General features: G+C 42.1%; 11 protein-coding genes and 1 other RNA gene. 6 read left to right on the top strand and 6 right to left on the bottom strand.

Translation table 11 applies throughout. The features are described from left to right. Positions 1-42 precede the first annotated feature (42 nt). Both H3302_RS10370 and H3302_RS10365 read right to left on the bottom strand, forming a co-directional pair. A complete protein-coding gene (locus H3302_RS10370; protein WP_162898041.1) occupies positions 43-195 on the bottom strand; it encodes a hypothetical protein in 153 nt (50 codons plus the stop codon). Beyond that, the gene (locus H3302_RS10365; protein WP_074989697.1) at positions 192-1,037 is read right to left on the bottom strand and encodes a VOC family protein; all 846 of its coding nucleotides are present in this window, start codon (positions 1,035-1,037) and stop codon (positions 192-194) included. The genes H3302_RS10370 and H3302_RS10365 overlap by 4 nt, the downstream gene beginning before the upstream one ends. Before the next feature lie 390 nt (positions 1,038-1,427). Here H3302_RS10365 and H3302_RS10360 point away from each other — a divergent pair, with 390 nt between their 5' ends. Next, positions 1,428-3,650, top strand: coding sequence for a TonB-dependent receptor (locus H3302_RS10360; RefSeq protein WP_074989696.1), 2,223 nt, complete (start codon positions 1,428-1,430; stop codon positions 3,648-3,650). A gap of 54 nt (positions 3,651-3,704) precedes the next feature. On the opposite strand, the gene H3302_RS10355 is transcribed toward H3302_RS10360, so the two are convergent. Beyond that, the gene (locus H3302_RS10355) at positions 3,705-4,070 is read right to left on the bottom strand and encodes a hypothetical protein (RefSeq protein WP_036967240.1); all 366 of its coding nucleotides are present in this window, start codon (positions 4,068-4,070) and stop codon (positions 3,705-3,707) included. Between the two features lie 50 nt (positions 4,071-4,120). Here H3302_RS10355 and H3302_RS10350 point away from each other — a divergent pair, with 50 nt between their 5' ends. Both H3302_RS10350 and ggt read left to right on the top strand, forming a co-directional pair. Then, a complete protein-coding gene (locus H3302_RS10350; protein ID WP_182395116.1) occupies positions 4,121-4,681 on the top strand; it encodes a GNAT family N-acetyltransferase in 561 nt (186 codons plus the stop codon). A gap of 57 nt (positions 4,682-4,738) precedes the next feature. After that, a complete protein-coding gene (ggt, locus tag H3302_RS10345) occupies positions 4,739-6,418 on the top strand; it encodes a gamma-glutamyltransferase (protein ID WP_074989694.1) in 1,680 nt (559 codons plus the stop codon). Positions 6,419-6,511: 93 nt separating this feature from the next. Here ggt and H3302_RS10340 read toward each other — a convergent pair whose 3' ends face one another. Further along, entirely contained in the window at positions 6,512-7,714 is a 1,203-nt protein-coding gene (locus tag H3302_RS10340; RefSeq protein ID WP_074989709.1) for an aromatic amino acid transport family protein, read from the bottom strand. Positions 7,715-8,115: 401 nt separating this feature from the next. Here H3302_RS10340 and H3302_RS10335 point away from each other — a divergent pair, with 401 nt between their 5' ends. Continuing rightward, the gene (locus H3302_RS10335; RefSeq protein WP_036967245.1) at positions 8,116-9,021 is read left to right on the top strand and encodes a DMT family transporter; all 906 of its coding nucleotides are present in this window, start codon (positions 8,116-8,118) and stop codon (positions 9,019-9,021) included. A 25-nt stretch (positions 9,022-9,046) separates the two neighbouring features. On the opposite strand, the gene H3302_RS10330 is transcribed toward H3302_RS10335, so the two are convergent. After that, positions 9,047-9,925 (bottom strand): OmpA family protein, encoded by an 879-nt coding sequence (locus H3302_RS10330; protein ID WP_036967246.1) that lies wholly within the window; start codon positions 9,923-9,925, stop codon positions 9,047-9,049. 216 nt (positions 9,926-10,141) lie between these two features. Here H3302_RS10330 and rnt point away from each other — a divergent pair, with 216 nt between their 5' ends. Further along, entirely contained in the window at positions 10,142-10,822 is a 681-nt protein-coding gene (gene rnt, locus H3302_RS10325; protein WP_036967250.1) for a ribonuclease T, read from the top strand. Here the strand turns inward: rnt and H3302_RS10320 are convergent. Then, positions 10,806-12,431, bottom strand: a complete 1,626-nt coding sequence (locus tag H3302_RS10320; RefSeq protein ID WP_036967253.1) for a FapA family protein — start codon at positions 12,429-12,431, stop codon at positions 10,806-10,808. The two genes, rnt and H3302_RS10320, sit on opposite strands and share 17 nt — an antisense overlap. Before the next feature lie 278 nt (positions 12,432-12,709). Here H3302_RS10320 and ssrA point away from each other — a divergent pair. Continuing rightward, positions 12,710-13,066, top strand: a transfer-messenger RNA (tmRNA) gene (gene ssrA, locus H3302_RS10315). Positions 13,067-13,130 lie beyond the last annotated feature (64 nt).

Below are 13,130 nucleotides of genomic sequence, written 5' to 3'. Positions count from 1 at the left end.
GCAATACCGTCACAGGGCGCATGAGCCCTATGACGGTCGTTTTTATAACGAACCACCTACACCAATGCTTGGGTTAACATAAACAGGGCCCACTTTAAATGGGGCGTTTACATTAAGGCTTGCATAAGGTGAACATGCATTTAATAGAATAGCTGCTGCGACTACTGTGATGACTTTAATTAAACGCTTTTTCATTTTATTTCCTCTTGAATGACCAGACCTGCACCCGCTGGGTCTCTAATAATAGCAACACTTCCTTTGCGAACGGTTTCATTTGGTGCCATTAATATAACCCCGCCTGCAGCCGTTACTTTAAGTAATGTTGCATCAACATCGGCGACTTTAATGTAGTTAACCCATGTGTTACCGATTTCAGCATCGGGCTTTTTAACAAAGCCAATGGCAGGTTTATCCTCGACAGCGAGGTAGCTGTAATTGAGCTGTTGCAGTGATTTTTCCTTAGAAGAGTAATTGCCGAGGCGTTGGTAAAAAGCTTTGCTTTGTATTGGGTCATCACTCCATACTTCTTGCCAAATCCACCCATTGTCATGTGTGCTCACTGTGGGGTCGCCGTTCACAGTATTAATTAATGAAAATACAGCGCCTTGAGGGTCTTCTAATACGGCAATTGTGCCTCGCCCTTTGATTTCAGTGCTTTTTACTAATACTTTACCGCCTGCAGCAAGTGTTTTATTCGTGGCATCAGTTATATCTTGGCTACTGATAAGGCTTAACCAGAGGCTTGCATTTTGTGTGTTATCTAACTGTGCCATGCCTGCAATTAATTTACCGTCGAGTTTGGCGAAAGTGTAGCTGTCATTTACCTGTTCAAATTGCCAGCCGAACACCTTGCCATAAAAAGCTTTAGACTCCGCTAAATTTGGCGTAATCAAGTCATGCCACACCACATGGCCCGTGTTTTTTGTACCAGAGTCACTAATAGCGGGGAGTTCATTGGAGGTAAGTTGGCAGCCCGTGAGGGACACCGTCGATACAGCAACAATAATCGCAGCGCGTAATGGGGATAGTAATTTCAAAGTATGCTCCTTGCAAAATAGGGTCAAGTAACAGCATAGACTATTTTTTGTTTATTATTCAATCAAAAGCAGTGCACTTTAATATTTTCTAAAGGAACTATGATAATGCGCATAGCGTGGTGATTATTTAGACGGAAAGTGGGTTACTCTTTGAATTTCTGCAATTATTTTTCTTTAAAAATTGGGTTTGTGTGAAAAAGTTATCCAATTTGTCATACATATTATGCATTTAGTTTATAAAAAATAATAAAATATAAAATAATTATACGTATTTTCACAAAATTGACATATAATGTCCCTCCAGAGGAAAGATGCTTATACCTAAGCGTCTTTTTTTATGCCTGCGATTTACAGGTAAAAATACACACACGGTATCCTTTGGAGTTTTAATTGAAATTACGTCATTTCTCACAATTAAGTGTGGCTGTTGTAGCTGCCTTATCTTCATCAGCTTTCGCTGAGCAAGAAAAAACCACCGCGAAACAAGATGCATTCGAAAAAATAGAAGTCACAGCTCGCAAACGCACAGAAAGTATTTTTGAGTCGCCAACAGCGGTTACTTCAATCGGTGAAAACCTGATTGATAAAGCCAATATGAGCAACTTAGAAGATATTGGTAAATACGTGCCTAATTTAAATATTACCCGTTATGGTGTGGGTAATGCAGCGCATGCCTCTGTGTTTATTCGCGGTATTGGTTTACAAGATCACGTGATCACCACAGATCCTGGCGTAGGCGTATACTTAGATGGTGTCTACCTTGGGCGTCAAATGGGCTCAAACTTATCACTCCCGAATGTAGAGCGTGTTGAGGTGTTGCGAGGCCCACAAGGTACTTTATATGGCCGTAATACACTTGGTGGTGCAGTTAACATTATTACTAAACAACCTGGTGACGAAGGGATTGTAACCACAACGGCTAAAGTTGGAAGTCGCAATCGTTTAGCGGGTGATGTTTATTTTAATAACAGCCTTACAGACACTGTCAGCATGTCGGCCAGTGTGTCGTACAAACAACGTGATGGAGTCGGTGAGGCAATTAACCTTGTTAATCCAGCAAACGAAATTGGTGAAGAGCAAGAGCTAAGTGGTCGTATGGCGTTGAAATGGCAAGCTAACAGCGACTTATTTTTTGTTTTCTCTGTTGATGGCGTCGACAATGAATCAGGTCAATCACCTTACACAATCGAGTTAACGGCACCGTTGGACGCTAATGATCCATTTAATGGTGATTTTCCACTTTTAACTGAAGACATGCTACCAAGTAATCCAGATGATTTAGCAACGACTGTCGCAGGAATCGAATCAACGGCTTACTCAGGCTGGGGGACATCATTATCAGCTCATTGGGACATTAATAATACTTACACGACTAAATTTATCACCAGTTACCGCAGCTCAGAATATGAAGGCGGCCTTGATGATGATGCCGTGGCACTTAATTTATCTGAATTCCCAGAAGAGGGGGGGGCCGATCAGTATTCTTTCGAAATCCAGTTAAACGGTAGCTACGATAATATGGATTTTGTGTCTGGTTTGTATTTCTTTAATGAAGATGGATTTACAAGCTCAGGGCCTTTTGTATTTAGCCCATTCAACACGCCAGACGGATTATTGAATGATGGTACAACGGCTTCATTTGGTAATTATGGTTATTTTGATATTAACCAAGAAACAAATTCATACGCAGCGTATATCAACGCAAGTTACGATTTAAGTGACGACTTAACAGTAGGCGGTGGTCTTCGTTATTCAAAAGACAAAAAAGAAGCCGATGCACAATTTCCAAGCTTTGCAACGCGTAAATACGTAAGTGCTGACTTTGATGCGGTAACATGGGACGTAAACGCGTCTTACCAGCTCAGCAATAACATGAACCTGTATGGGCAAATTCAAAAAGGCTATCAAACAGGTGGCTTTCCGCCACGTCCATTTGGTGGTCCTGATCAATTTGTCTCATTTGATGAAACAAAAGCGATTAACTATGAGCTAGGCCTTAAAGGTCAAGTGCATGAAGATATTTCTATGATGCTTGCTGTTTTTGTCACAGATTATACCGATTTAGCACTGCCATTCTCTGATCCAACAGCCGGGGGTGGTTTTGTAACGATTGTTGAAAATGCTGGCGAGTCAAAAGCACAAGGTATCGAGCTTGAAACAACGATAGCATTTACGGATGACTTTACACTGCGTAGTGCGATTGGCTACTTAGATTCAGAGATCACCGAGGTTGACGAAGGAGTGCAAGGCATTGGTAAAGGTGACTCACCTGCATTAACTCCGCGCTGGACTGTTATGCTTGCCCCATCGTACTTTGTTGACTTAAGCAACGGTGGTACGGTGGCGATTAACGCAAACTATTCGTACCGCAGTGACATGCAAGGCCAATCAGTTTACAACCAAAGTGAACATATTGAATCGCGTGAACTTGTTGGGTTTAACATTTCTTATTTAAACCCTAATGGCGACTTTGAAGTGACGCTATACGGTGAAAACGTATTGAATGAAGTTTACGATGTTGGTCGTTTACAGCAGTCAGGTTTTGTTGGTGTTATGCGCAGTAATGACCGCAGTGAATTTGGCTTAAAGTTCAAAAAAGAATTTGAGCTTTAATCGCAAGGTGAATGAAAAAGGGTAAGCATGGCTTACCCTTTTATTTTTTACAGTTTAATTCTTTTCTTGTTCAAGCTTTTCGCGGGCTGCTTTTAATTCTTCAGCCAACTCTTTTGCTTTTTGCTTGGTTTTTTCAGAAAGTTCACCAGCGGCTTCTTTACTCTCGATCCATGCATCTATGGCAATTTCTTTACCGTCGTCATACATGCTTAAACCCATTTCTTTGCTTTCTGCTAGCAGTGCTTGTAATGAGTCATCGTTAAACTCACTGGTTGCCTCTTTTACATCTTTCCATGCATCATTGACAGCTTGCTTAACTTCTTCTTTCGCTTCGGCTGCGTCTTTTTTTGCTTCATCAGCATCTTCACACCCCGTTAGGGCAATACATCCTAGTAAAACTAAACTTGCTAATTTTTTCATATTTTTCTCTAATGGTTAATTAACACCATAAGCAGTATAAGCATTTAAAAATGAATATAGCTAGAACAACACGGCTAAGTTTTCGTTTAATGGACGAAAATGATGCAGAATTATTATACGAGCTTGATAACGATCCTCAGGTAATGAAATATTTAACCCGTGGTAAAGTATCAACAATGCAAACAATTAAAAACACTTTTATCCCCCGTTTAAATGCTTTTCGCAATGAACAAAAGGGCTGGGGGCTTTGGCAGGTAAGCGTTACCGACAACAACATGTTTATTGGCTGGGTGTTAGTGAGGCCAATGGGATTTTTTGATAAGCCAGATTATAGCGACCTTGAAATTGGTTGGCGTTTTAAACGTGTTAGTTGGGGGCAGGGTTATGCATCTGAAGCTGCTTTGAGTGTTGCATTGGCGGTTAGTCAACACCCCGAAGTTAAAACACTCTCAGCAACAGCCCTAAAAGATAACCTTGCATCGATTAGTGTAATGAAAAAGCTAGGGCTAAAATTTATAAAAGAATACCTGCACCAAGATGAACACGGAGAATTACCAGCGGTGCTTTATTCATGTCCGAAAACAGAATTAACCTCACTTAAGCGTAACTAATTGACCTTAGTAGTTTGGCATGTATAAATGAGTATAAAAACGTCAAAAGGAATTAGTATGCGAACTTTAATAAAATACACGGTCAGTGTCTCGCTTCTCGTTGTATTATTTTTTCATCCGCCATTATTAGCCAAACAAGCGGCTGTGGCGATGCCAGACAGTTACAGTAGCGATACTGCACGGGCAATTTTAGAGCAAGGCGGGAATGCCATTGATGCAGCCATAGCAGCCCAATTTGTGTTGGCTGTCACGTTACCTGAGGCCGGTAATATTGGGGGCGGCGGTTTTATGCTGATTCAAAAAGACGGCAAAGGTGACTTTATAGATTACCGTGAAACTGCCCCCGCAGCAGCTCATCGCGATATGTATCTCGATGAAAAAGGGAATGTGATAGACAACATGTCAGTGTATGGTATTCACGCAAGTGGTGTGCCGGGCAGTGTTGCCGGAATGTGGCTAGCACACCAAAAGCATGGCAGCTTAGAGTGGAAAACCCTCGTAGATCCTGCGGTAAAGTTGGCAGAAGACGGTTTTATTGTGCACCCGAAACTTGCTTCAAGTATCCAAAAATATATTTCGCGAATGCAGAAAAAGTCGATAAAAGTTAACTTTGCTGATTATTTTTCTGATGCTAAAGCTAATAAAACCTTTAAGCAACCAGAGCTTGCGGCAACGCTTAAGCGCATTCGTGATAATGGCAAGGCGGGTTTTTATGAAGGCGAGACAGCTAAAATAATTGCCACGTTTATGAAACAGCATGGCGGTATCATTTCAGAGCAAGACCTTAAAGACTATCAGGCCAAATCGCGTATGCCTATTAAAGGTCATTGGCGTGGTTTTGAAGTGCTTACTTCACCGCCACCCAGTTCAGGGGGCATTGCTATTTTACAATGGCTAAAAATGTATGATCTTGCTAAACCAACAGGCCCTTTAGAGCATAACTCGACCCGCTATGTGCACATTCTTGCAGAAGTCGGCAAACGAGTCTTTGCTGATAGAGCAGAGTATTTAGGCGATCCTGATTTTTACGATGTACCAAAAACAGCCTTACTCGCGGATGATTATCTCGCTAAACGTGCAACGGGTATTCGTAATGATGTAATTTCGACAACTGAAAACATCAAACCAGGTTTACATGAAAGTGAGCAAACAACACATTTTTCAATTATTGATCAGTGGGGTAATGCGGTCGCAAACACAACAACAATCAACTTAAGCTTTGGCAGCGGTGTGGTTGTTTCTGGAGCAGGCTTTATTCTTAATGATGAAATGGATGACTTTAGTGCTAAACCAGGTGTTATGAATGTTTTCGGTGCATTAGGCGGTGAGGCCAACGAAATTCAACCACACAAACGGATGTTAAGCTCAATGACACCCACCATTTTATTACAAGACAATAAAGTGAAAATGGTAACCGGTTCACCGGGCGGCACCACCATTATTAGTTCAGTGTATGAATCAATCTTAAATGCGGTAGAGTTTAATATGTCTGCTGAGCAAGTCGTAAATAGCCCGCGATTTCATCATCAACTGTGGCCTAAAAACGTGATAAGACACCATAAAGGGCTTGAGCCAAAGGTTATTAAAGCGCTTGAAAAAATGGGCTACAAACTTGATGAGCGTCACTTTGGTGATATGCATGTGATCATCAATAAAGATGGCAAGCTCGATGCCGCATCTGAAGAATCTGGTCGTGGTAAAGCGATGGTATTTGATACCCTTAATTCGTCTAATTAAGTGAGCAATTTTTAACGCAGGTAGCGACCCGTTTAATCCCTCAAAATAATGAAAAAAGGCACCAAAGGCGCCTTTTTCAGTGTGTGATTTTTATTAACCAATAGCAGGGATTACACCAGCCATCTGTAAACCTTGGGCGCTAATGATTAGCACACCAAATAAAGCCGCCAGTGCTAAACCAACATTTCCCCCTTTTACTTGGTAACCTGTTTCAGGTTGGCTTCGGCGTTGTTTGTAAACCATGGCGACAGGCAAAAATACGGCCAGAATAACCAAAGCAATCGCAGCGTAGCCAAGGGCCATAATAAAACCTTGTGGGTAAAATAATGCAAAACCAAGGGGCGGTACAAAGGTAATTAATGCCGTTTTAATACGGTCTTTGCTGCCATCACCTTTTTTAAAGGCATCGGCAAAAAAATCAAATAAACCCAAGCTCACACCTAAAAATGACGTGGCGAGTGCTAAATCTGCGAAAACATTGACCGCAGTCGCAACATGAGGGTTATGTGCAATACTTGCTACACTGCTAACAAAGCCAGATAAACCTTGGCTTTGCATTAAGTCATTTTGGCTCATTATGCCTTGGCTCAACAGTTGCCAAAAAATGTAAATGACGAGCGGTAATGCGGCACCTGCCACCATGACTCTTCGTAAAGTCTTAATGTCGAGACCCACATATTTAACAATCGATGGAATGGAGCCATGAAAGCCAAAAGATGTAAATACCACCGGAATAGCTGAAAGAATTAAACCTTGCTCAATAGGCATTTCGAGTAGGTGCTGGCCATGCACATACGGTGTGAGCATATAAAATAAGCTTGCCAGTACACACACTTTAATTGTGAAAAGCACTCTATTAAGCTTATCAACCTTACTTGTGCCAAGTGTTACTACAGTACCAATGACCACGGCTAAAATAACGGATCCAACTTGGGGGGCCAGCGAGAGTGACAAGCCATTATTTAGCTTTTCTTGCAACTGTGCACCACCGCCTGCTATGTATGCGGCGCATAGGGCATAGAACAAGAACATAACTGAAAAGTTAGCCACCCATTGCCCTCGCTTGCCCAACCAAGATTTAGCCAAGGTGTTGAGTGTCGCGTCTCTGTCTGCATATTGATGAAGCTCTAACATTAATAGAGCCGTGTAAGTCATTAAAAACCAAATTAATAAAATGAGTGACAGCGCGGTGGTGAATCCAAGCCCCGCAGAGGCGATGGGCAATGCCAGCATCCCTGCTCCTATGGTGGTGCCAGCAACAATTAACATGCTACCTATTGTTTTATTTTTAAGCACTTTTTGACCCTTAAACTTCGTGAGAGGCATGCAAGATATAACTTGTTTAATAAAACTTAAATAGTTTTGTTATAAATCAAAGAAACTTATTGTAACTTATGATTTACAAGCACGGTTAGGCGCGTAAATATTAGGCTTAATTTTATTCTACATTGTCGTAATTTTGAGTTGACAAAATAATCATATAGGCAGATTCTTAACGCTCTTCTACTTACTTTTTTATGATGATGATGCAGCTAAATAAACGACCAAATAATCGCAGTATGCGTCTGGCAACGCCAGCCGTGTGGTCAGTTATGTGCTGCGGTTAATTAAGTAAGTTTTACTAACCGCGTTCAAAGCGGTTGGCCATTCTTTGTTTTTTTCCTCCGCTTTTTTCGCCTTATTAAAGGAATAAGCTTGTGCCAGTTAAAGCCTCATATTTTTTAATGGTGGTGATTTGGTCTACAACCCCTCTAGGTATTGTTTGGAGTAGTGAAACCGTTGCGCCCACATTGGCAGTCTTGTTAAGAATGCTGGTGGGTCTTGTGCTTGCTGCATTGGTGGTTGCTATCGCTAATATCCGAGTGCCTTGGCATCGTCGCGCCTTATTCTTATATGCATACTCGAGTATCGGCATATTTGGGGGCATGCTACTGAGCTATATGGCCGCCAAAACAGTGCCTTCTGGCTTAATATCGTTAATGTTTGGTTTGGCACCTATTTTATCGGGATTACTGGCGCAGAAAATTTTAAATGAGCCAAAATTCAGCACACTAAAACTCGCTTCACTTGGGTGTGCACTAATCGGTCTTTTTTTAGTAAGCCAGCGTCATATTCAAGGTGGGGTAGAGCAGCTAAGTGGGTTGCTGTATGTATTTATGGCGGTGTGTTTTTTCAGCCTAAGCGGGGTGATGATCAAACGTGTTCGAATCGCTATTCACCCAATGGCGACGACATTCGGTGCTTTAGTCTTTGTAACGCCTTTATTTTTTATAACCTGGTTATTGGTTGATGGTCAACTCAATAGCGAGCTTTGGAGCGTAAAGTCGCTTTACTCGATTGTGTACTTAGGGGTGTTTGGATCGTTAATCGGTGCATTGGCGTATTTTCATGTTTTGCAAAAACTGAATGCCAGCACGGTAGCCTTGACCACCTTAATTACACCAAGTTTTGCTATTGCAATTGGCGGCATATTTAATAATGAGCCGATTGATCAAGCACTGATTGTTGGCGCAACTGTCATTATGATTAGCTTGGCGTTTTTTCAATTTGGTGACAAGTGGCTTAAGCGCTTTAAACGCGTTAAGCCAATTAAAATGAATTAGCAGTGTAGTCGCCGTATAGCGGCGACTACATTTTTGCAATTTGAATAACCAAGCGACGGTTTGTATTTCGCCCTAAAATATTGTCATTAGTGGCAACATGGCGTTTTTCACCAAACCCTTCGGTATCCACTTTATTTTCATCGATGCCTAAGCTCACAATATACTCTTTGATTGCTTTAGCCCGCTTTTTAGAAAGCTCAAGGTTATTCCAACGACCACCGTAGCTATCGGTATAAGATGAAATTGAAATAGCAGAAATACTGGTGTCATATTTGAGGTATTCGGCTATTTTATCTAAGCGTTTTTGAGATGATTTTGTCAGCTTACTGGAGTTAGGTTCATAGTTCATTACCGTGAATGAGATATCTTCAAAGCTGTAAGGCAGCATGGCATCTCGGCATTGTAAAAAAGCCCAATAGGCTTGTTTAAAATTAACACTCGACAAGCCTACGGCAATTTTATCGGCACGGTTTTGCCAATCTTGGTAATAAAAAGTAGGCTGATAGCCTTTTTCGAGCTCTGTCAGCATTTCCCAAGCCGTTTTATTGCCTAGCTCACCGTCAAATTTACGTAATAATTTCATATTCGCAATATCGCGTGCTGGTAGGCCTGCACGCCAACTGGGCGGCACAGCTTTTAAACCAGCAATACTGTAATTTTCTGGACGTACAACCATGTCGAGATTAAAGTTGACGTCTTTATTCTTGCTGGCAGAAGTGCTAAAAATGGCTTCGCCATAAAAAGGAACTTCATGATTTAATTGGCATTCTAAGCGCGATGTTTTAACCATTTGCCAATTTGAAGTATCTGCGGTAGCAGTGTATTCGCGCATGGCACTGCTTGCATGCGTGGCTGCAAACGTTGTTAAAAGGCCGAGGCTTAAAGAAAGTAATGAAAGCTTCATCACAGTAAATCTCCAACAAATCATCAATGCCAAATAATTGGCAAGTTTTATAGCAAGCAGTCCAAAACTGCCTGACAGCGTGTTAGCTCATTAAGTTAAAGCAATTATTGTGCCTAAAAACCCTGTAAGAATCTGTGATTTAATCGCTTTTGCTCTAGCAGAGCAGCTGTGGTTTTTGACATAATAGCCAGCTTACACTGGCAAACCAAGAAGACTATGGAAAATACTGAACAAACTCTTTTCGCAAAACGCTTTCGTGGCTTTTTCCCCGTGGTTATTGATGTTGAAACGGCAGGGTTTAATAAAGACACTGATGCGTTACTTGAAATCGCTGCTTCTGTTTTAAAAATGGATGACGATGGAGTGTTAAGCATTGACCATACGGTGCATTTTCATGTTGAGCCATTTGAAGGCGCGAATATAGAGCAGGCCGCGATTGATTTTAATGGCATAGACCCATTTTCGGCGTTACGCGGTGCGGTGCCTGAAGAAGAGGCCATTAAAGAAATCTGTAAAGCCGTACGTAAAGCACAAAAAGCGGCAGGTTGTCAGCGCTCAGTGGTGGTTGCGCATAATGCGGCTTTTGATCATGGCTTTTTAAATGCGGCGATTGAGCGTTGTAAAATTAAACGCACACCTTTTCATCCGTTCGTGAGTTTTGATACGACCTCACTAGCGGGGCTTGCGTTGGGGCAAACTGTATTAGCGAAAGCCTGTCGTGCAGCGGGTATTGAGTTTGATAATAAACAAGCCCACTCAGCGCTCTATGATACAGAGCGCACAGCAGAATTATTCTGTCTAATTGTTAATCGTTGGCAACAACTAGGCGGATGGCCATTGCCAGAGCAAGCTGAAGAGAATGAAAAGCCAGACTCAGCCGCTAAAACGACTGAGTAATTTTCCCTTCGAAGTATCGCACTAAGTGGGGAGGGTAAATACGTGAAAAATGTTTACTCTCTTGTGCTATTTTCAGCTCAACGCCCGGATGCATTAACTCATTCACTTTTAAGCGACTGGTTGCCAACAAACGCGCAATCTTTTGCTTAACAAGGTATTTCTTTTTCTTAGTGCTTGCGGTTTTAATTTTTATTTGTTGTTCACTGGCTGTTATTTTATTGATGTAATGCGCACGTTGAGCTGCATTGGTTATTTTATTCGCTTTTTTTCGAGCTTGTTGTAAGGCGGCTGCTTTACTGGCAAGCAGCTTTTCAAAGTCATTGATTTGTTGTTGCTTTTGTCTTAAATCATGCCAGTACTGCGCTATAAAGACACGGGTTTTAGTGCCTGATGGCGCACCTAGCTCACCGGTTTCGATACGCATTGCATCTAAAATATTCCCGCCAATAATTTTGCCGCGAGGGTTATTCGCTTTACCGACACGAATTAGACGACGTGCACTTAAATCACAGTGCAGAGCTTGACGCTCTATAAACAGATCTTGCTCACTTTTAATATGGCAAAACTGTGCATACCCAACCGAAATAGTGCGTGTTGCGCTTATATTGCATGTAAAGTGATCTTCATTTTCACGGTGCCGGCCAATGGCCCCGAGCATAATAGTGACTTCGCTTTTACTTTCGATTGTTGCTGATTCAACAAATCCCAGTACTGTAATATCACCTGTAGCTTTAACGCACATACCATCTTTAACATCGCCACTAATGATAACACTGCCATCAAACTCAACATGGCCTGTACTGATATCAACATGATGAAAGCACAACACATCGTCTACGCGCATGCCGCGGGGCAGTGCAACGGGCACTCCTTTGGTGTCGGCAATGAGTAAATTACTGTTCATCGGATCAAGACGGGTCCCTTCAAAGGGCTCTAGGGGGTAATCTTTACCTGCTTGCGCGGGTAAAGTATCGCCAAATACAGTAAAGCCATTTTCACCCGCAGTTGCAGGAATACGTTGCATAAGTGGCGCACCGGGCTTAACCGTGATAATCGCGCCCAAGTTTCGCATATCAACTTTGCCACCCGATGTGGCTTGTGGGCTAAGAACGCGATCTTGTGCTGTTGAACATAATCGGACAAACCGTGCATCGTTCCCATCTTTTGGGTTACGGCCATGCGCAACAATAGCACTGTAGTGCGCACCAGCAGGTTGTTTAAACTGCTGACCTAAAAAAGTATCAAGCGCAGAGTGACTTATGCCGCGCTTAACTCCCGCAGCAGATAGCGCTGCTTGTGCATCATCCATACTCACAACTTTGCCACCACGTGCTGTTGTCAGGCTCGCTTCTGCAATCATATTTTTTTCATCAACGGTGATTTCAATATGTGCATCAACGGCTTTTGCAACAACCAATGATTGATTTTGATATTGACTGCTAGGTGTAAAAAGTTTGCCAATATTTGCATCAACAAGTTCACAGTCTGCGTAAGACGATTGCTCAATTAACTCAATGAGTTGTGAACTCGTTATGGGAAAGCCAGCATCGCGCGGATGCTCACACAAGGATACATATCCACTTTGCTCATCGAACAAAAACATCGACATCAAGTAAGTCCTGTAAAAGAGGCCTGTTATTATTATTTTTTCGTTGCTACAGGATTGTTTTAAGAAGAGGTAACAACGTCTCCCATTTCAGCACAACTTTTGTATGATGTTAAGAACTTGTATGCTTAATATGTGAAAATTCGTATAAAAACTGACTTTTCCTGTTTGGTTTTTCAGCACTCAAAGGGGTTATGCCAAAATAACCTGATTAATGCCTTGAGTATAAAGGGTTTACTCAGTTATACTTCACATACACTCTGAATGAGATACCAAATTCAGGGGCTGATTAGGATTCGACGGAATTCAAGACGCCCGAGGTGCATGTCGAGGTGCGGTTGGCCTCGTAAAAAAGCCGCAATTTAAAGTAATCGCAAACGACGATAACTACTCTCTAGCAGCTTAGGCTGGCTAGCGCTCCTTCCATGTATTCTTGTGGACTGGATTTTGGAGTGTCACCCTTACACATGATCGCGACGGAAACCCTGGCCGGGGTTGAAGCGTTAAAACTAAGCGGCCTCGCCTTTGCAGATCGTGTTCGTCCGAGCTGTAAAGGTTAACTAAAAGACGATACTAAGCATGTAGTACCAAAGGTCGAGGCTTTTCGGACGGGGGTTCAAATCCCCCCAGCTCCACCAAACATAAAAGGCCGCTCTCAGAGCGGCCTTTTTTATTGCCTAAAATACACCCCTTATTCATTGA

The organism is Pseudoalteromonas sp. MT33b (genome assembly GCF_014117385.1).
Taxonomy (GTDB): Bacteria; Pseudomonadota; Gammaproteobacteria; order Enterobacterales; family Alteromonadaceae; genus Pseudoalteromonas; species Pseudoalteromonas lipolytica.
This window is presented reverse-complemented; position numbering and strand designations above follow the sequence as displayed.